At 46.0% G+C, this 18,915-nt stretch carries 18 protein-coding genes; 12 read left to right on the top strand and 6 right to left on the bottom strand.

Annotated elements, in window-relative coordinates; all coding sequences use genetic code 11:
- Position 1: 1 nt before the first annotated feature.
- Together GV030_RS06975 and GV030_RS06970 are read right to left on the bottom strand one after the other, a co-directional pair.
- Positions 2–505, bottom strand: coding sequence for a metallophosphoesterase (locus GV030_RS06975; protein ID WP_159581169.1), 504 nt, complete (start codon positions 503–505; stop codon positions 2–4).
- 114 nt (positions 506–619) lie between these two features.
- Positions 620–1,246 carry a hypothetical protein gene (locus GV030_RS06970; protein WP_159581166.1) on the bottom strand — a complete coding sequence of 209 codons (627 nt, stop codon included), beginning with the start codon at positions 1,244–1,246 and terminating at the stop codon, positions 620–622.
- A gap of 267 nt (positions 1,247–1,513) precedes the next feature.
- On the opposite strand from GV030_RS06970, the gene GV030_RS06965 reads away from it, so the two are divergent.
- The 4 genes from GV030_RS06965 to GV030_RS06950 are packed head-to-tail and all read left to right on the top strand — an operon-like array spanning position 1,514 to position 5,601.
- Positions 1,514–2,437, top strand: a complete 924-nt coding sequence (locus GV030_RS06965; protein WP_159581163.1) for an ATP-binding cassette domain-containing protein — start codon at positions 1,514–1,516, stop codon at positions 2,435–2,437.
- A gap of 2 nt (positions 2,438–2,439) precedes the next feature.
- A complete protein-coding gene (locus tag GV030_RS06960) occupies positions 2,440–3,165 on the top strand; it encodes an ABC transporter permease (protein WP_159581160.1) in 726 nt (241 codons plus the stop codon).
- A 12-nt stretch (positions 3,166–3,177) separates the two neighbouring features.
- Complete coding sequence (locus tag GV030_RS06955) at positions 3,178–4,683, top strand: Gldg family protein (protein ID WP_159581157.1); 1,506 nt, start codon at positions 3,178–3,180, stop codon at positions 4,681–4,683.
- A gap of 36 nt (positions 4,684–4,719) precedes the next feature.
- The gene (locus GV030_RS06950; protein ID WP_159581154.1) at positions 4,720–5,601 is read left to right on the top strand and encodes a DUF4340 domain-containing protein; all 882 of its coding nucleotides are present in this window, start codon (positions 4,720–4,722) and stop codon (positions 5,599–5,601) included.
- Positions 5,602–5,681: 80 nt separating this feature from the next.
- Here the strand turns inward: GV030_RS06950 and GV030_RS06945 are convergent, their stop codons facing one another.
- From GV030_RS06945 to GV030_RS06935, 3 genes are all read right to left on the bottom strand, one after another.
- Entirely contained in the window at positions 5,682–6,725 is a 1,044-nt protein-coding gene (locus GV030_RS06945) for a DUF4249 domain-containing protein (RefSeq protein WP_159581151.1), read from the bottom strand.
- Positions 6,726–6,739: 14 nt separating this feature from the next.
- Positions 6,740–9,136 (bottom strand): TonB-dependent receptor domain-containing protein, encoded by a 2,397-nt coding sequence (locus tag GV030_RS06940; protein WP_159581148.1) that lies wholly within the window; start codon positions 9,134–9,136, stop codon positions 6,740–6,742.
- Positions 9,137–9,210: 74 nt separating this feature from the next.
- Entirely contained in the window at positions 9,211–10,674 is a 1,464-nt protein-coding gene (locus GV030_RS06935; protein WP_159581145.1) for an IPT/TIG domain-containing protein, read from the bottom strand.
- Positions 10,675–11,033: 359 nt separating this feature from the next.
- On the opposite strand from GV030_RS06935, the gene GV030_RS06930 reads away from it, so the two are divergent.
- The 3 genes from GV030_RS06930 to GV030_RS06920 all read left to right on the top strand — a co-directional run bounded on the left by GV030_RS06930 (position 11,034) and on the right by GV030_RS06920 (position 13,415).
- Positions 11,034–11,549 (top strand): DUF255 domain-containing protein, encoded by a 516-nt coding sequence (locus GV030_RS06930; protein WP_159583667.1) that lies wholly within the window; start codon positions 11,034–11,036, stop codon positions 11,547–11,549.
- Between the two features lie 51 nt (positions 11,550–11,600).
- Complete coding sequence (locus GV030_RS06925; RefSeq protein WP_159581142.1) at positions 11,601–12,332, top strand: head GIN domain-containing protein; 732 nt, start codon at positions 11,601–11,603, stop codon at positions 12,330–12,332.
- A gap of 90 nt (positions 12,333–12,422) precedes the next feature.
- Positions 12,423–13,415 (top strand): tetratricopeptide repeat protein, encoded by a 993-nt coding sequence (locus GV030_RS06920; protein ID WP_159581140.1) that lies wholly within the window; start codon positions 12,423–12,425, stop codon positions 13,413–13,415.
- A gap of 2 nt (positions 13,416–13,417) precedes the next feature.
- Here the strand turns inward: GV030_RS06920 and GV030_RS06915 are convergent, their stop codons facing one another.
- Positions 13,418–14,131, bottom strand: coding sequence for a hypothetical protein (locus tag GV030_RS06915; protein WP_159581139.1), 714 nt, complete (start codon positions 14,129–14,131; stop codon positions 13,418–13,420).
- A 189-nt stretch (positions 14,132–14,320) separates the two neighbouring features.
- Here GV030_RS06915 and GV030_RS06910 point away from each other — a divergent pair, with 189 nt between their 5' ends.
- The 5 genes from GV030_RS06910 (at position 14,321) to GV030_RS06890 (ending at position 18,915) form a co-directional block, all read left to right on the top strand.
- Positions 14,321–14,947, top strand: a complete 627-nt coding sequence (locus GV030_RS06910) for a CoA pyrophosphatase (RefSeq protein ID WP_159581137.1) — start codon at positions 14,321–14,323, stop codon at positions 14,945–14,947.
- Positions 14,944–16,188: a DUF819 domain-containing protein gene (locus GV030_RS06905; protein ID WP_159581135.1), complete on the top strand. Its 1,245-nt coding sequence runs from the start codon at positions 14,944–14,946 to the stop codon at positions 16,186–16,188. The genes GV030_RS06910 and GV030_RS06905 overlap by 4 nt, the downstream gene beginning before the upstream one ends.
- Positions 16,185–16,823, top strand: coding sequence for an alpha/beta hydrolase (locus GV030_RS06900; protein ID WP_159581134.1), 639 nt, complete (start codon positions 16,185–16,187; stop codon positions 16,821–16,823). The genes GV030_RS06905 and GV030_RS06900 overlap by 4 nt, the downstream gene beginning before the upstream one ends.
- 133 nt (positions 16,824–16,956) lie before the next feature.
- A complete protein-coding gene (locus GV030_RS06895) occupies positions 16,957–17,619 on the top strand; it encodes an ABC transporter ATP-binding protein (RefSeq protein ID WP_159581132.1) in 663 nt (220 codons plus the stop codon).
- A gap of 57 nt (positions 17,620–17,676) precedes the next feature.
- Entirely contained in the window at positions 17,677–18,915 is a 1,239-nt protein-coding gene (locus GV030_RS06890; protein ID WP_159581129.1) for a carbohydrate porin, read from the top strand.

Here is an 18,915-nt window from a genome sequence, read left to right as displayed (position 1 = left end):
ATCAAGAGATCTGGCCTCTGGGGCCTAGCTCTACCACTTCCAGATTTTGAATTTTACCCTCCTGTATCTCCAGACGCAGGAGGGTTTTTATTTTGTGAAAGCCATGCCTTCCGGCGGCTCCGGGATTGATGAAAAGCAGGTTGTTGGCCTTGTCTGGCTGCACTTTCAATAGGTGTGAATGTCCACATACCAGCACATCGGGCTGATGGGTCTTGATCAGGTCACGCACCCGGGGATTATAACGGGGCAGACTCCCGGCAATGTGCGTCATGAGAATTTTCTTTCCCTCACGCACAAACACCTGGTCTTCGGGGCTGGCGGCTCGCACATCGTGCCCATCTACATTGCCGAATACGGCCATGGTGGGCTTGAAGGCTTCCAGTTGCTGGAGCACATCCAGTGTTCCGATATCTCCGGCATGCCAGATCTCATCGCATTGGCTGAAATACTTAAAGACGGACGGGTCCAGGTAGCTGTGGGTATCTGAAATGATGCCTATACGCATGTTGATAAAAGATTGAACTGCAAGTTAGATAGGAAAAGACAAAGCCGGTAAAAGCTTGCCAATGAGCAAACCTTATTCAGGGAAAATGGTAAGGGATCAGCTCCTTTGGGCAAGCTATTCCTTTATCTGCTTTGCGGGGTCTCTGAACTTCTTCTTGCTGTTTCTGAAATCCATTTTAAGTCCTATCATCAACCAGTTATAGCGATCATTGGCGTCTGGTACCAATCGATTGGCGTAGGTGATTTGAAACCCCAACCCCCGTTTGCCGGGCACCTCCGAGCCGATCCCGATGACTTTAGCCGCCGGGTAGTTGGTGAAGGAGGTGAAGTCCACATTGACTCCCGCCAGTCCATAAAACTTTTGGCTCCCAAAGAGCAAGTCATATTGCAGCCCGAAAGGTCGTAAGGCTCCACCATAAAGTGCCGCATCACCTGAAAAAGTGAAGTTGCCATTTTGATAAAACTGATGCTTCAGATCTATGACGGCTCCAGGCAGGTACACCCCGTAGAGGGTCACACCCAGTTCGTTTCCTTTGTCGAGGCCTGCCCGATAACTGATGATGGGCTGAAAGCCAAATACTTCTCCATCGTCACTGGCCAAAATGGGGTCAACTACCAGTCCGTAGGTCCAGGATTGCTGCTCTTTTGGTAAGGCGACAGGGGAGGTCATCCTGTTGTGCATCACACAGCCCCCAAGAAAGAGAAGGAAGGGAAGAGCCTTTAAGCATGCAGAAGTTCTCATCGCGTAGATCAAGGTTATACAAAATAACGGATTGCTTTGAGATTTCCTATTAATGGGAGTTGGTGAAAAGGTCACTGATGTTAAAAACGAGTGGTGGTTTTGTGACCAATCCGCATCGGTAAAGTGGCGATTCATTCATTTCTTAACACTTTTTAACAGGTTTTTCGGCTTGACATAAACAGGCAGGAATGTTATACTTGCGGGCGATATTATTAAAGTTCTTAGTGATTATTAGTTAGATAATTCTATGATTAATTCAATGAACCTATGTCAATAATAGTAGAGAACCTTACCAAGAAATATGGTGAGCAGAAAGCAGTGAATGACATATCGTTTGAGATCAAAACGGGAGAGGTAGTGGGTTTTTTGGGTCCCAATGGAGCCGGAAAAAGTACCACTATGAAGATCATCACGTGCTTTATGGCACCGTCTTCCGGAGATGTGCGGCTGGATGATGACTCCATCCACACCAATCCAGAAACGATCAAGCGGAAGATTGGCTATCTGCCAGAGAACAATCCCTTGTACCTGGATATGCCTATCATCGACTACCTGCGTTTCACAGCGGAAATTCAAGGGGTGCCGAAGGGTGCCATTGCCGGACGCATCGGAGAGATGATTGAGCGATGTGGCCTGGATCGGGAGAAGCACAAAAACATCAACGAGCTGTCTAAGGGATACCGTCAGCGAGTGGGTCTGGCGCAAGCGATGATCCATGATCCTGAGGTGCTTATTCTGGATGAGCCTACCACTGGTCTTGATCCTAACCAGATCGTGGAAATCAGGAAGCTGATCAAAGACCTGGGCAAGGAGAAAACAGTGATTCTGAGTAGCCACATTCTCTCCGAAGTGGAGGCCACCTGTGATCGCATTCTCATCATCAACAGGGGTAGGATCGTAGCTGATGGTACTTCAGACACACTCAGAAGTCAGTCTCAGGGGCAGGAGTTGTTAAAGATTCATGTGGAGGCTGATCCTGCCAAAGTAGAGACAGCTGTCAGAGGGCTTCCTTCTGTGGAGAAGGTGATGCCGCTGGATGGCAAGGCGGGCTGGTTCAATGTGCAAAGCAAGCCTGACCTGACTTCCAGGAAGGAGATTTTTGATCTGTGTGTACAGAATAAGTGGTATCTCATGGAAATGAGCGGTCTGGAGACCAGACTGGAAGATGTATTTCAAAAACTAACGAAATAACTATGAGCAAAGTCTGGATAATAACAAAACGAGAACTTGCGTCATTTTTTGATTCGCTGATTGCGTATGTCATGATCGTCCTTTTTCTGGGACTGAGTGGCACTTTTACCTGGCTGGTGGGCACCAATGTGTTTTTGATCAATCAGGCCAGTATGCAGGTTTTTTACAGCATCGCTTTTTGGTCTTTGTTTTTCTTTATTCCGGCCATCACCATGCGGATGATCGCTGAAGAAAACAGGGCCGGCACCATAGAATTACTGATTACTAAAGCGGTTTCAGATAGCCAGATCGTCTGGGGAAAGTTCCTGGCCTGTTTCATCCTGGTGATCATTGCACTGGTTTGTACACTGCCTTATTACATCACCATTTCTCAGCTGGGCAACATTGACGATGGAGCTGTGCTGGGTGGGTATTTGGGACTCATCCTTCTTTCTGCCAGCTACATCAGTATTGGACTTTTTGCAAGTAGTATCACTCAAAATCAGATTGTAGCCTTTCTGATGGCCATGTCCATTGGTATTTTCTTTCAGTTGCTGTTTGATGTGATTGGAGGATCCGTGAGGGGCTTCTTCGGTGAGCTTTTCAGTTACCTGAGTATGAGTACACATTTTGAGTCCATGAGCAGGGGAGTGGTGGACAGTCGGGATCTGATTTACTTCTTTTCCATTATTGCATCGGGCGTGATTCTCTCACAAGTGATGCTTTCTAAAAGAAACTGGCAATCATAAACACATTTAGAGATGAACCGAAAAAACATAATTATACAATTGGGTATTGTGTTGGCGATCATCCTGGTGGCCAATCTGATTTCCAATGAGCTTTATTTCAGACTCGATTTCACCGAGGACAATAGATATACCTTCAGCGAAGCGACCAAAGAGGTCATCGATGAGCTGAATGGGGTGATTACGGTCAAAGCCTATTTTTCTGAAGACTTGCCGCCTCAGCTCATGAAGAACAGGCAGGATTTTCAGGATCAGTTGGTGGAGTATGAAAATCGTTCGCAGGGTAACATCGTTTTCGAATTTGTAAACCCCAATGAAAATGAGGAAGCTGAGCGCGACGCCCAACAAAATGGGGTGAGTCCGGTAATGATCAATGTGACCGAGCGGGATCAGGTGCAGCAGATGCGTGCCTACATGGGCGCCGTACTGAAGATGGATGACCGCACAGAGGTAATTCCCCTTGTGCAGCCGGGGGCGGCCATGGAGTATGCCATTACTACTGCTATCAAGAAAGTGTCTATAGCGGATAAGCCAAAACTGGGATTGATCCAGGGCTACGGTGAGCCTACCTTACAGGCCCTCCCACAATTAATGGACCAGCTCTCAGTGCTCTACAAGGTAGAGCCATTTCGGCTGAGAGATACCGCAGCGGTTCCGGGCTATTACCGGGCGCTGATCTGGATTAACCCCAAAGACTCTGTGAGCCCGGGTGACTTTTCCAAGCTCGATCGTTACCTCAACCAGGGCGGAGGGATTTTCATAGCACACAGCAGTGTGGAGGGAGATTTGCAACAGGGCTTACTCTCCAAGACGACCGATGTAGGTTTGAAAGGGTGGCTTGGCCGGAAAGGGCTGGTGCTGGGCGATCAGTTTGTGGTGGATGCGCAGTGCGCTTCTGTAAACGTGCAGCAGCGTCAGGGATTTTTCACCATCAATTCGCAGGTGGAATTTCCTTTTTTTCCTATGGTCAACAATTTTGCTGACCATGCCATTACCAGTGGATTAGAGTCTGTGATGTTCCCTTTTGTGAGTCCGCTTTCTTTTGGCAGTTCTGACACCTCATGGGCACAGGTGCCATTGGTCTACTCTTCGGAGAACTCCGGTCTGATCACACCGCCATCCTACATCGATATTCAAAAGAAGTGGGCACAGCGGGATTTTCCACAGAGCGCTCAAATACTGGTAGCCGGTCTTGATAATGGCAAAGCCAGAGTGGGTGTGGCTGCCAATGGTACTTTCTGTGTGAATGGTGAGGGACAAAGGCCTCAGCAGCAGAATCAGGACAATATTAACCTGGCATCCAACATGATCGACTGGATTGCAGATGATACCGGACTGATTGATCTTCGTACCAAAGGGATCACCTCCAGGCCGCTGGAGAGCGTAGAGGACAGTAGCAAGGCCATGATTAAGTATGGTAATGTTTTTGCCCCAATTTTGCTGATATTGATCTATGCTTTTATCAGAAAGCAAATGAATCAGCGAAAGCGCCAGAAGTGGATGCAGGGCAATTATGAATAGAACTTGAATTCATGAAAAGGAAAAAACAATTGTAGCATGAAAGGAAAGAAAATAGTGAGGTTATTGGTGGTGTTGGTGGTGCTGGTGGGTGTGTTTTTGGTGGTGAAATATACCGGCAATACCGGACGCAGCAAAACCTTCCGATCCAGCCTGGTGGAGATAGATACTGCCAAAGTGAGTAAACTGGAAATCTTGAGTCCTGGTGACACTACAGTGCTTACCAGGGAGTCAGGTGAATGGAAGGTTAACCAGCTCAAAAAAGCTGATAAAAACACTGTCAAGGCATTGATGAACAACTTGAAGCAGATCAAGCCCAGCAGGCTGGCATCACGCACAGAGGACTCCTGGAAGGATTTTCAGGTGGATGACGCGGGTACCAGGGTGATCGCCTATGAAGGATCAGACAAAGTGCTGGATATCATCCTGGGTCGCTTCAATGTGGAGGGGCAGCGGTCGTTCTATTCATACGTCAGGCTCAATGAGGAGGCAGATGTGTATGTGGCGAAGGATTTTATGAAGATGAGCGTTGGCACAGGTTCTGCTGACTACCGCAATGATGACGTGGTGAGGTTAGTGAAAGATTCTGTTTCCAGCATTGCTTTCAATTACTCGGACAGCGCTTTTACATTAGACAAAGTTGATGGAAAGTGGCAGCTTGGTGAAATGGCGGCGGATTCAGCCTCCGTTGTAAAGTATCTGCAGTCCTTGACATTTGTTAATAGCAAGAACTTTGCTGAGCGCAGTGGAGCACCGGTGCTTTACGACCTGGTGATTGGCTTGAATGGTGGGAACGATATTCAGGTGACGGCTTACGGTAATGATCAGTTTAGCTCTTCGTACAATGAAGATGAATACTGGCAGGACTCTGCCGTGACCGACAAGATTTTCAAGGGAAAATCTTATTTTCTGGGAGAGTAGCGCACAATCATTCAACAAAAAAAAAGGCCCGGATCAGCTTTGCTGATCCGGGCCTTTTTTAATCCCCTCCATTGAAGAGATCAGTAGAAGCTTGGCTTTACCGTGGTGGTGTTAGGGAGCACTCTGCAGTCATCAGGATATATAGGCAATACTGCGATCCTGTCCAGCATGGAGCTCTCGATGGTTAGTGTATCCAACGCTACATCCGAGGCATAGAAATAACCCACTACCAGCTCGTCAATATCATTAATGTTGATAATGTTTCCAGTAATAGAGGCTGGTGGTGGATCGAAGATGTCACCATCAATACTCAATTGGTTTTGTATCAATTCATAGAACTTATAGGCTCCAAGTGACAAAGAATATCGTTTAAGCGTCATCACATACTTATCTATAAACCGATACCCATTATCCGAGAGAAAAAACAGTTTAGCATCGGTTTCATTATTTCCCAGAGGGAATGATGAAATGATAATGCTGGTATTTTCCTCATATTTATAGCAATCTGCACAGCAGTCTTTGGGTGCTGGTACAGGACCTCTTCGTGTTGGGCGCTCATAGAGTTCAGGAAAGGTCTTGATGTAGTGAGTACCATCATAATCCCATAAGTAAAAGTTGGATGTGTTTTCCTGCTTTTCATAATTCGCGTAAACGTCCACTCCAATTTTGTAATTGAGTATGTCATTTTCATTGAGATATGGATACTCATTGTACACAGTGTAGAGCGTGTCCAGTACATTCACAGACTCCACAGTCTCCGGTGTGGAATTATAGATCTTGTCACCAATTTCAATGTTAAGAACATAGCTTTTGCCGATTACCGCCTGAAAATCAGCTGGGGTAGCGTACAATCCGTTTCCCTGAAAGGTCAAAACGGTAGTGTTTCCTTCATTGTCTCTAATGGCTACATCTGCGCGATCCACCGGGGTGATTACGCCTTCAAAAATACTTCCGTATTTGGCGCTTTTGGTGATGTAGATCAGATGAGGCCCTAGCTCTGTGGTGATTCTTCCTTCTACCACCAGGACTTCCTCAAAAGAGTCAGTCTTGACGTCCAGGGGATCAACACAGGCATTCAATCCGATGATGGTGACTAGTGTTAATATATATGTTAAGTTTTTCATCTTCTATTCAAGACTTAAAGGTAAAAGGTAAATGAAATCGACGGGAACGGAACCCCGAGTACTGCCAGCTGGTAGGCCTGAGGAGGACTCCCTACAACATCCTGTGTAAATACTGAGAATGGATTTTTTCTTCCATAAAGATTATAAACGGAGAAGTTGAATTCTGCATTCTTGTTTTCAAAGACATAAAACTTCTTCGTGAAGGAGATGTCCAATCTGTGGTACAATGGAGCTCTTTCTGTGTTTCTGTCAGTGTACAAGGACAGAACACTGCTTCCGTATTCAAACTTACCCGCCGGGTAGGTGATAGGCTGTCCTGTCTTAAAAGTGAAGGTGGATGAGAATTCCCATTTCTTAGGCAGTTGATAGATAAGCACGTTCGTGAAATTGTGTTTTCTGTCGTAGTTGGCAGCATACCAGTCACCGCCGTTGATGGTTTCAGTTTTATAAGGTCCTTCGATCTTTCTTAAACTTCGGGAGTAAGTATAACTGATCCAGCCTTTGAGCCTCCCACCAGAATTCTTTTTAAGGTACAGCTCTAGTCCGTATGATCTGCCCTGACCTGAGTTGAGCTCTGTTTCTATATGGTCGTTAAGGAACAGCGCTGCACCATCTTTGTAATCTACCACATTGTCAATCTCCTTGTAGAAGCCTTCTATCGAGGTTTCAAATTTGTTTTTGTTAAAATTCTGGAAGTATCCAAGAGAGAGTTGTTCGGAAATCTGCGGTTTCAGGTAGTTGTCACTGAGTTTCCAGATATCATTTGGAGCAATGGTCGTAGTGTTTGAGATCAGCTGAATGTACTGGTACATCCTGTTGTAGCCCAACTTGATCGAAGACATGTCGGAGAGCGTGTAACGCGCCGTGAAGCGTGGTTCCCAACCAGAGTAGGTCTGTATGGATTCATTGTCACCGAAGTGTAGCGAGTCCACGATGGTTTCTTCTATTCTTTCACGATAAGGTTCGTAATAGTAGATCGTGTGCCCTCCAAGATAATTGTAGGTATTGTACCGAATTCCTCCGGTTACTGACAGCCTGGGTGTGATCTCGTAAGAAGCATCCAGGTAGTAAGCAATTTCATTGGCCTTTTCCTCCTGAACTTTTTCTGCGTTAATTGTGCTCGTTTCAGGGTCGTTGGGTTTTAGTTCTCCGGGCTGAAGCATCGTCCGGTTGAAATTTACACCCGCATTAAGGGAAGCCTGATCATTGAAAATATACTCCAGGTCCAGGTTGAGAATCTGATTGTTGATCTCAGTATTGAGCTTGTAAGGGTTGACCAAACTTCTGTTTTCAATGGTATTGGAGTAGGTGCTCAGGGCTCCTGTAGCCTTCAAACTGAATTTATCACTGAAGCTGTGATACCAGTTGGCCGCCTGATAGAAGTTGACCCATTGGTAGACTGTATCACCAGCCAGATTGAAGTTATCAGAACTTTTGTAAATGGAATAAGTGAGCTTATTTCGGTTGTTCAGTTTGAGGTTGGCGATTACGTTGAAATCATAGAAACCTGCAGAACTTTCCCGAATATCCGGATCGTCAAATGCTTTAAGTGTGTAGTTGAGATAAGATCTTCTCACACTACCCAAAACCGAAAGCTTTTGTTTGATGATGGGCCCTTCAATGGCCAGTTTAGAGCTTACCACACCAATGGATAGGTTACTCTTCCACTTGTCGTAATCTCCATCCCGATACTTCACGTGAAGTACTGATGAGGCACGACCACCATATCGGGCCGGTACGCCACCTTTGTAGAGAGAAACATCGTCTACCACATCTGCATTGAATGCAGTATAAAAGCCGAATAAGTGAGCGGGATTGTAAATAGGTACATCACCAAGAAGTACCAAATTTTGATCTGATCCACCTCCACGTACGTTGAAACCCGTGGAAAGCTCAGAATTGGTACTAACTCCGGGAAGCAGGGTGAGTGATTTAATCACATCTACTTCACCCATGACCATGGGAAGTTCCTTAATAGACTCTATAGAGAGCGAGTTTTTGCCGATATCTGTACTCTTCACATTGGCATCTCCTTTACTGCCGGATATCACCACTTCGCTCAGTTGTGTCATGGCCGGCTTAAGGTACAGTCGGAAGTTACCAGAGCCCAGCACCCGGGCTCTGAAGGTACTCACTTCAAAACCTACCGAAGTAGCCTCAAGGATGATTTCGCCCTTTGGAGACCTGAGTCTGAACTCACCGTTAATATCTGTGACGGTAGCTTCCTTTTCTGCAGGAATGGAAACGATCGCCCCTATGATGTCCTCACCGGTTTCCTTGTCCATGAGTTTACCGTAGATATATCCCTTGTTGCCGGAGAATTCCTTTCCATTGATGGTGATGATATCCTGACCCACTGCCGTCATGGACAGACTGATAAATAAGGTCAATGCTAAATATTTTATTTTCATTTTCTAGTCTAGTAAGTCAGCGAAACAAGAGCCATAGGATGGGTTTTTTCGATTACCATATTCAATTGAAATAACTATTGCTTAAAAGTAAACGGTTGGTACTTCCAGAATTCGGTACTTTCAGTACTGGAAGCACCTCTGATAACGTACAGGTCTCCACCTTCCGTAAATTGAATGTCGGTGGATAGTGATGCCATTCCTTCAAAATTGTTCTTTATCAATACCTCGCCCGTTTCCAGATTCAACTGGTACATGGCTGATTGGAATGGGAAAAGGCCGAATATCAGGAATTTACCGCTGAGGAAGTAGGAGGCACCGGATTGAACATTCATGCTCAAATCAGTGAACTTAGTGAACTCCAGCGTAGAAAGATCATACATCCAGACCGTGTTGTCCTCAGTGTTGAAGAGGTAGATTGAGCCATTGTAATAGGTATTTGGTACTGTGGTGTTGACTGCAAAAGGTAGCTGGCCCAGGTAGGACCATTCGCTATCAGCATATCGCCAGATGGCCTCTCCACTGTTAAGTCCACCCAACACGATCAAATCCTGATCGACGTAAAAGGCCAGAGGTTTTACACCCGAAACTGGTGTAGACCCAAGATCCGTAATGGTGCCATCGCTTTCCAATTTACCAAACCGATCAGTGAGGGTATATATAAACCCTGAAAACCCTTCAATGATGCGTGTAGCACCAGCGCCAAAAAAGCCATTGGGCGTGTAGAATGCCCCTTCTACAAAGTATTCTTCGTCGGCAAGTGCAGTAGGCGCTCCCCAACTATTGGCTGTAAAATCATAGTTGTAGATGTCGCCATTTTTCTCGCTCGGAGAAAATGCACCCAAATAAACAGAAGCCGAGTTGCCATTGTACCTTACGGCTGCATTGGTCATTCTGCCAAAGGGAAGTGCACTCAACTTGGTCCATTTGCCAGTTTTATACTCAAATGTATCGACCAGTACCTTTCTTCCATCAAAGTTGGCGTAAACTGGCACGCGATAGTCTGTTTGATGGCCCGGAACTTCTATTTTTAACTTATAACCACCAAGTCTTGACTTAACAACGGCTGTAGTTTCACCAAAAAGAATACTCATCTCAGTCGTGAAGTTGGTGCCGATGATTTCAATCTGATCACCTGATTCTCCATAAAGTGACGATACAGTATTGACGGAACCTTCAAAGGTGCTAATGCTTCTGATGTCACTGTAGAACTTATTGTTGCCGGAGATGACAAAGGCACGGTAGTAATAGGCTGTTTTTTCTTCCAGCAGGTTGAACTCCGAGAAGAATAAACCAACCGTCTTTTTCTCTCCCAAAGAAACTACCTCGGGAGCAGAGAATGTCTCATCTTTCGAAAATTCGAATCCATGATCGCTTGCGGTACCTTCCAGAGAATAGAGTCGTCCAAGCAGCCGAATGTCATTGCTTGATACATAAATCACATCCTCTAAAAGCACCACTGTTTCTGAGTCGGTGATTTCATTGAAAAAGCAGCCACTGAGTGAACCGGCTATAAGAAGTGCGTAAATTATTTTCTGCATATATTTTATTTGGAAAATGGAGAAAAACCAGAACTAAATAAGGTAAAATCGTAACTTTCTAGAACAATCACCTTTGTAAAAACCACTACTTATTTGTGAAAATATTTCAACGAAATTGGTGTTTTTTTATTTCTGTTCTTTCTTTTCCGTTAAAAAACGGCAAGGTAACTAATTGCACTCTTCAATTCAACCGAACATGAACTCATCAGGTTGGAATTATTTAAGTGGTAATTTTTTGGGATGAATGCATTCAACGGGATGTACTTTAGGAGAAATGGACCGTTAGAAGTACTTTGAAAGAACTATAGAATCCGGATTTTGGTTTAATTTGATACATTTGAGTTGTTATGAAAAAGTTGATGAAGAATCTGTTCGTTTATCTGATCCTTATCCTTTCGGGGAGCATTGTTCATGCCCAGGAGATTGAGTGGCTAAGTTTTGAGGAGGCTGTGGCCAAATCCAAAGAAGAACCTCGCAAATTGCTGATAGATATCTATACAGATTGGTGTGGATGGTGTAAGAAAATGGACCGGGATGCCTATGCAAATACTCACGTGGCAGAATACATCAGTAAGAACTTCTATGCCGTAAAGTTCAATGCTGAACAAACCGAATCCATCGAATTTGATGGCCATACTTTTAAGTTTATTCCTCAGGGCAAACGTGGAGTCCACGAACTGGCTGCGGCGTTGACCAACAACAAACTCAGCTATCCCACTACGGTTTTTATGGATGAGAATCTCAGAATCATCCAGCCAATCCCGGGGTATATGAATGCTAAATCACTGGATCCTATTTTGAAATACATCGGTGGCGACAAGTTCAAAAACACCAAATGGGAAGATTTTCAGAAGAATTATCAATCTTCTTTGTAGAAGATGCAACCCCTGGGATTCTGGTGAGTCCTTAAAAGAAAAACAACTCATATGAAAAGAATAGCCTTAACCTTGTTGGCGGCCCTGACCCTTTTTTTCGGGATGGCCCAATCCACCAGAAACCTTTCTTCTTTTTCGGAAGTAACTGCCCAGGAAGGTATTGATGTGTTTCTCACAAAAGGAAGCAGTGAATCCGCACGCATAGAAGCAGATGGTATCTCTGTGGATAAGGTGCTTACTGATGTATCCGGTGGCACCCTGAAAATTCACCTGGAAGGTGATAACCATAGAAATGTAGATGTGAAGGTATATGTCACCTTTGTAGACCTCAGCGCATTGAAAGCCTCTTCGGCAGCCTCTATCAGGGTAGAAGGGATGGTGCAGGCCAAAGGTGATTTCGAGATATCATGCAGTAGCGCTGGTGACATCAAAGTGGCTGTAAAGGCAGATCAGGTGGAGGTGGATGCCTCCAGCAGCGGAGATGTGGACCTGGAGGTATATGCAGATGATATCGACATTGAGGTGTCGAGTGCAGGAGAAGTGAACATATCAGGAGAGGTGAGAAACCTCGATGGTAGTGCGAGTAGCTCTGGAGATATTGATGGTTATGACCTTGTGTGCCAGGATGCAGACTTGAGAGCCAGCAGCGGTGCGTCCATCAAGGTGACGGTGAATGGTGAGCTAACGGCTCGTGCCAGCAGTGGTGCCAGCATCCGATATCAGGGGTCTCCCAAAAACACCAATAGCGATAGCAGCAGTGGAGGCTCGGTAAAAAGATCTTAAAAGTTAAAATAGATTGATTTCTATTGATTCATAGCCCGCTTTATCAGCGGGCTATTTTTATTTGTACCTATGAATAAATTAATACTAGTCTTGGGATTATTCCTTTTGGGCTGCGCCAGTGAGGAAGTGAAGCGCGACCGATTTTTTTTGCAGGGAAACATTGCATTGAAAGCACGCGAATACGATAAGGCTGTAGGGTTTTATACTCAGGCCCTGGCCGTTGATAAGGATTTTGCCCGTGCTTACAACAACAGGGGGGTGGCCCGCATAGAGGATGATCACGCCTATGAAGCCATTCAGGATTACAACATGGCCATTTTGCTGGACTCATCTTATTATGATGCCATATTCAATAGGGCTTATGCCTATGAGCGGGTGGGCAGAACTGAGGATGCCCTCTCAGATCTGATGATTGTGAAGAAAGCATTTCCAGACTCTGCTTATGTGTATTTCTATGAGGGATTGCTTCACTCCAGGCTCAGGGCGTATTCGGCTTCCATGGGCAGCTTCCAAAAGGCTATGCAGCTAGATCCGGCCAATCAGGAGACCCTGATCAATATGGCCACGCTTTACTATTTTCAGGAGCAAATGGACAGTGCCAAAGCCCTCCTGAATGAGGTGCTGCTGAAATATCCCAATGAGGCCAGCGCGCTGAACACGCTCAGTCAGGTTTATTTAAAGGAGGAGAATTATCAAAATGCCCTGACTACCGTGAACCAGGCCCTGAATATTCAGCCCTCAGAACCCTATTTCCTGAATAACCGCGGACAGATATACCTGGAGATGAACGAGCTGGACCTGGCCGCTAAGGACATCAATAGGAGCATTCTGATCGATCCTTCCAATGCCTGGGCCTACCGGAATAAAGGAATCTACTTTTTGAAATCAGGAGATCCGGAGCAGGCCATTCGCTTGTTTCAGGAAGTGATCAACCGGCCTGAATTTGTGGATGAGGTGTATTCTTTTCTTGGAAAAGCTTACCTGGAACAAGATCAGCTAGCGCAGGCATGTGAGTCCTGGAAGCAAGGCATCGATAATCATGAGGCATCCTCTCAGAGGCTTTGGGAACTCAACTGTCGCTAGGTTTAATCCTCTTCCGGCTCCTTTAAGAAGATGAGCTGATAGAGTGAAACCAAGTGACTGAATAATACGGCAGGTACCACAAAAAGAGGCAACAATACATAAGGGAAATAGAAGACGGCAATATTGGGTTGCTCGTACACCGCAGGGTCGTAAAAATAGGGGGTAGCCAATATGGCCCGTGCCACAATGTTCACCAGCAGCCCTAGAGCCAGCAGGTTCCAGATGATGGCAGCTATGTTGCTTTTGCTTTTGAGGCCCACCAGAAAAAGCCCGGCAAACGGCGCTGAGATGCCAGAAAGGATGTCAAAGTTGACCCCCTCGAAAGTCATGGACTCTGCTACCACTCCATTGATGAAAAGCCACCAAAGTACAATCTCCACAGGTACCCGAATAATGTGAATATAAGTGAGGGTGGTGATGGGCATTTGATTCAGGAAATTTCTTGTGGCCGGAATCAGAAACAGACTGATGATAAAGATGACCAGGATCAGCACCATCATGATCAACCGGGGGGGCATGGCTTCATAGTCCTGAAAAAAACCATTGATGGTCATCAGCGAAGTGACAAATATCCAAACGGCCATAAAAGTGATCGCAAAAAGGGGAATATTGCTCTTGGGACCAGCGGCTGTCAGTATTGCGTAGTAGATAAAACCAAAGGAGGCGAGGACACAAGCGAAAAAAGTAAGGCTGATGTAGATAGGTAGGTCGTTCATTAGTCAGGTAGTGTGTACAGCAATATAAAAATTCTTTAAGGAAAAGAAAATGACTATTTCGCCTTAGTGGTCAATGTTAGGATTATAAGAGGTGATTTAATGGGATTGTTTGAGGGCCAAGAAGTTACCTCATTTCCCAGCACTGGCTGTGAAATTTTAGTTTTCAATAAATAAAATACTTTTGCCAGGATGCAGGCGCTTATCAACAAACTAAGGATCAAACTCAATCAACCACTGCCCGGTGCGCAGGCACATAACCTGATGAGCCCAAAACTCTCTACCGGGAATCGGGTAAATTTCAAATTTGATAGGGCGCCCAGAAAGGGCGCGGTGTTGATCCTTTTGTATGAAAAAGAAGGTGAGATATGGTTTCCAATGATTCAGCGGCCGCTTTATGATGGGGTACACAGTGGTCAAATGGCCTTGCCTGGTGGCCGGTATGAGGAGACCGATGGTGACCTGAAAGTTACGGCGATGAGGGAGACCCAGGAGGAGATAGGAGTGGAGCCTGGACAGGTTGGCGTAATAGGACATTTGAGTGAATTTATGGTTTCGGCAAGCAATCATTTGATTGTACCTTATGTCGGTTTTTCGAAGGAGATTCCCCGATTTATACCAGACGAGGTGGAAGTGGACGAAATCATTGAAGCCCCTTTGTCGCAGCTCCTGGACAAAAGCAGGCTCAAGGAAAAGGAAATCGTAACTGCCCACGGGTACCGCCTTCATTCCCCATATTTTGATATTCAGGATAAGGTGGTATGGGGAGCCACAGCCATGATGCTAAGTGAATTTGCAGCAATAATAGAAGACCTATGAATGAACCCCTATTGACCAATGATGCGGTTATTTTTGGCATCATCATGCTCATCCTCGGTTTTGTCTTTACGACATCCTCGAGTGAAAGCACCTTTTGGAAGAAGTTTTATGCCGTGGTGCCCGCCCTGCTCATGTGCTATTTTTTACCCTCACTTCTGGGGACTTTCGGGATCATAGATCCGGGCACCTCGCGACTTTATTTTGTAGCGTCACGGTATCTGTTGCCGGCCTCTCTGGTCTTACTCACCATCAGTGTCGACCTGAAGGAAATTGTAAAGCTTGGCCCGAAAGCGCTGATCATGTTTTTTACGGCCACTGTGGGTATTGTGCTGGGTGGCCCTTTTGCCATCCTGCTTTTCTCCTACATAGCACCAGAGCTGGTCTCGGCTCCTCCACCCAATGAAGTATGGCGCGGCATGACCACCATTGCTGGTTCGTGGATCGGAGGTGGGGCCAATCAGGCGGCGATGAAAGAAGTATTTGAGGTAAATGGTGAGCTGTTTTCCAAAATGGTGGCAGTAGACATCATTGTTGGTAACACCTGGTTGGGTGTACTGCTGGCCGGTATCGGGTATTCTAAATACATCGATAGAAAATTGAAGGCAGACGCTTCTGCCATAGAGGCCATGAAGCAAAAAATGGAGGCTTTTCAGTTGAAAAATGCCAGAATACCTACGCTCACCGACTTGATGAAAATATTGATGATCGGGTTTATTTGTACGGGAATAGCCCATTACTTGAGTGATTGGATTGCTCCGACCATCAGTGAGCATTTTCCATTCCTTGATAAGTACAGTCTTACCTCAGGGTTCTTTTGGATCGTCGTTATCGCCACCACATTAGGGGTGTTTCTTTCCTTTACCAGGGCCAAGGAATTGGAGGGTGCCGGTGCGTCAAAAATAGGAAGCGTGTTCATTTATATTTTGGTGGCCACCATAGGCATGCACATGGACATCATGGCGGTCTTTGATGATCCGGGGTTGTTCCTGGTGGGGCTTACCTGGATGCTCTTTCATGTAATTCTGCTGACCATTGTGGCTAAGCTGATCAAGGCGCCATACTTTTTTGTGGCGGTGGGGAGTACTGCCAACGTAGGCGGTGCTGCGTCTGCTCCGGTCATAGCGGCTGCCTTTCATCCGGCATTGGCGCCAGTAGGTGTTTTGCTGGCAGTGTTGGGCTACGTGCTGGGGACTTACGGAGCATATTTGTGTGGCCTTCTGATGGGGGCAGTATCACCATGATGGAGCAACGTCACATCACGTTTCAGCATACCACGCCATATGGAGTGCTCAATGAGCTCACCGAAAACACCCGGCGCATATGGTTGGTATTTCACGGCTATGGACAACTTTCCAGGTATTTCCTGCGCAAGTTTGAAGGCTTGAATCCGGAAGAGAACTACGTCATTGCGCCACAGGGTATTTCCAAGACCTATCTGGAGGGGTTTAGTGGCCGGGTGGGGGCCAGCTGGATGACTAGTGAGGACCGACTCACTGAGATTGCCAATCAGAAAGCATACATCGATGCAGTGCTCCGTGCCCACCATATTGACTGGACAGATAAACGGCTGGTTTACTTTGGGTTTTCGCAAGGGGTGGCTACCATGTGCAGGTACGCAGCACATGCCAAACTGCCCTTCGAGCAGATGATTCTCTGGGCAGGCACATTTCCTCCGGAGCTCGAGCGTGCTGATTTTGATTTTTGCGACCAGAACGTTTCGGTGAAATATTTCACGGGTTCCAATGATCCTTTTTATCAGGCAGGGATGAAAGAGGATCAGGTCAGTAAAGTTCGGGCTGCGCTCGGGGTGGAGGCAGAGGTAAGGGGGTTTGAGGGCGTGCATGAGGTGAAGGCCGACTTAATAAATGCGCTGTGAGTGTGCGAAAAAGAACACATGGTGTCCTATTTTAGTGCAAGTGTTGGTTTGCTTGTTTTTTAAAGAGTACATTTTCAGTTAGTTAACTTTTTGGTATCACGTTTGATGCCTGTAGGAAAATCACGGAGATCATATGATTAAGCTTAATGAAGTAGATAAATACATTGAGTCCAAATACCAGCGGGTATTCATTCTGAAAGGGATCAACCTGGAGATCCAGGCAGGAGAGTTTGTGAGCATCATGGGGCCGAGTGGCTCGGGAAAATCTACCCTCATGAACATCATCGGTATGCTGGATAAGCCGTCGCAGGGGGAGTATTACTTTCTGGATGAGCCTGTTCATCTTTTCAGTGAGCGTAAGACTTCCAGAATACACAAGGAGCATATTGGTTTCATTTTTCAGGCTTATCACCTCATAGATGAACTCACTGTGTATGAAAACATAGAGACCCCGCTGCTTTACCGTGGGGTGAAGCGCAAGGAGCGGGCTAGTATGGTGGCCGAGATGCTGGATCGGTTCAACATGGTGGCTAAAAAGGATTTGTTTCCGGAGCAGCTGTCCGGAGGCCAGCAGCAGCTGGTAGGTGTGGCCCGGGCCATCGTGGGCAAGCCCAAATTACTTTTGGCAGATGAACCCACTGGTAACCTACACTCATCTCAGGGTGAGGAGGTTATGGACATGCTCAAGCAATTCAATAAGGAAGGGATGACCATCATTCAGGTAACCCACAATGAGAAATTCGCTGAATATGGAAGTCGTGTAATCGAGCTGGAGGACGGTGCACTGAAGCGTTAAAACCAACAAAATTTTTTTAGTGATTTTTACAAAAAATTGCGGTTCTTTAGGAGACCAATGACTAACCTAAAAAACCTCCTGCTGGTATTTTGTAGCCTTACCAGCCACCTGGTAGTTGCTCAGAACAGTTCTTCAGATCTTCTGGAATATGAAATTGTTTATTCTGCCTTGCCCTGGGCTAATCTCAGCGGAGGATTGGATCAGGGATTTGTCTATATGGACAATGCGGATGTAACAGCCAAACTCAATATCAATGAGTTGTTTGATTGGGAGGAGAGCCTGTCTATCTTCTTTTACGGACTGGGAAATCATGGCGGTCAGGCGACCGATTATATGGGTGATTTTCAGGTTGCCAGCAATATCCAGGCTGCACCCTCCTGGAGGTTGTTTGAAGTCTGGATTCAGGAAAATTTTCTGAATGATCGGCTGTCTGCACTTTTTGGTCTATATGATCTCAACTCGGAGTTTGATGTTTTACGGCCCGGCACCATATTTATCAATAGTTCATTTGGGATAGGAGCGGAGTACGCGCAGAGTGGCCTCAATGGGCCCTCCATCTTCCCTATATCCTCTTTAGGCCTGAGGTTAAGTTCTTCCATTACCGACCAGTGGCGGGTCAGATTGGCGATTCTTGACGGAGTGTCTGGCAACCCCGCTGACCTTAAATCGAACAGAATTGCGCTCTCTAAAGAGGATGGAGCACTGATTGCCATGGAACATTCGGTTTACCTGTCATCAGCTGTTCCAGACAGGATTAATCGAAACTATACCACCAGAAGGAAAAAAGTGGGACGCGACCGGGATATCCCAACAAATGATAAAATAAATGTAGGTGGCTGGATGTATACAGCAGAATTTCCGGAGCTTGGGGATAGTACCTTTTATAGGCCCAATTGGGGAGCCTATATCGGCGCACAGAAGTATTGGTTTTACTCCAAATACGACGACAGGTACCTTTCTATGTTTGTTCGGTATGGTGTGGCTAATGATCGTATAAACCGAATTGGGTCGGCCATTTCAGGGGGGATAGTTTTTGCAGGATCATTGAGTGAGAAAACGGATTATGTTGGCCTGGCATTCTCTACAGCCATCAATGGCAAAGCACGACTTGAGCATTCACCTGAAGATGAGCGTGCAGAAACGGCATTGGAATTAACCTACTCGTTTCCATTAAGGACGTGGCTTACCATTCAGCCGGATGTGCAATACATTATCAACCCCAATACCGATGCCTCGATCAAAAACTCCCTTGCTATTGGCTTATTGATCCAGGCATCGTTAGGCGGCGCCTGGTAG

The sequence above is a fragment of the Marinoscillum sp. 108 genome (genome assembly GCF_902506655.1).
GTDB lineage: Bacteria > Bacteroidota > Bacteroidia > Cytophagales > Cyclobacteriaceae > Marinoscillum > Marinoscillum luteum.
The sequence above is the reverse complement of the archived record's forward strand: the minus strand, read 5'-3'. Positions and strand labels throughout refer to the sequence as shown.

Bases quoted from the DNA above. Each gene is read 5' to 3' on its own strand.
- GV030_RS06965 (WP_159581163.1), top strand. From the start codon at position 1,514: ATGTCAATAATAGTAGAGAACCTTACCAAGAAATATGGTGAGCAGAAA.
- GV030_RS06970 (WP_159581166.1), bottom strand. From the start codon at position 1,246: ATGAGAACTTCTGCATGCTTAAAGGCTCTTCCCTTCCTTCTCTTTCTT.
- GV030_RS06915 (WP_159581139.1), bottom strand. From the start codon at position 14,131: ATGAACGACCTACCTATCTACATCAGCCTTACTTTTTTCGCTTGTGTC.
- GV030_RS06905 (WP_159581135.1), top strand. From the start codon at position 14,944: ATGAATGAACCCCTATTGACCAATGATGCGGTTATTTTTGGCATCATC.
- GV030_RS06925 (WP_159581142.1), top strand. From the start codon at position 11,601: ATGAAAAGAATAGCCTTAACCTTGTTGGCGGCCCTGACCCTTTTTTTC.
- GV030_RS06935 (WP_159581145.1), bottom strand. From the start codon at position 10,674: ATGCAGAAAATAATTTACGCACTTCTTATAGCCGGTTCACTCAGTGGC.
- GV030_RS06910 (WP_159581137.1), top strand. From the start codon at position 14,321: ATGCAGGCGCTTATCAACAAACTAAGGATCAAACTCAATCAACCACTG.
- GV030_RS06945 (WP_159581151.1), bottom strand. From the start codon at position 6,725: ATGAAAAACTTAACATATATATTAACACTAGTCACCATCATCGGATTG.
- GV030_RS06950 (WP_159581154.1), top strand. From the start codon at position 4,720: ATGAAAGGAAAGAAAATAGTGAGGTTATTGGTGGTGTTGGTGGTGCTG.
- GV030_RS06895 (WP_159581132.1), top strand. From the start codon at position 16,957: ATGATTAAGCTTAATGAAGTAGATAAATACATTGAGTCCAAATACCAG.
- GV030_RS06960 (WP_159581160.1), top strand. From the start codon at position 2,440: ATGAGCAAAGTCTGGATAATAACAAAACGAGAACTTGCGTCATTTTTT.
- GV030_RS06975 (WP_159581169.1), bottom strand. From the start codon at position 505: ATGCGTATAGGCATCATTTCAGATACCCACAGCTACCTGGACCCGTCC.
- GV030_RS06955 (WP_159581157.1), top strand. From the start codon at position 3,178: ATGAACCGAAAAAACATAATTATACAATTGGGTATTGTGTTGGCGATC.
- GV030_RS06940 (WP_159581148.1), bottom strand. From the start codon at position 9,136: ATGAAAATAAAATATTTAGCATTGACCTTATTTATCAGTCTGTCCATG.
- GV030_RS06890 (WP_159581129.1), top strand. From the start codon at position 17,677: ATGACTAACCTAAAAAACCTCCTGCTGGTATTTTGTAGCCTTACCAGC.
- GV030_RS06930 (WP_159583667.1), top strand. From the start codon at position 11,034: ATGAAGAATCTGTTCGTTTATCTGATCCTTATCCTTTCGGGGAGCATT.
- GV030_RS06900 (WP_159581134.1), top strand. From the start codon at position 16,185: ATGATGGAGCAACGTCACATCACGTTTCAGCATACCACGCCATATGGA.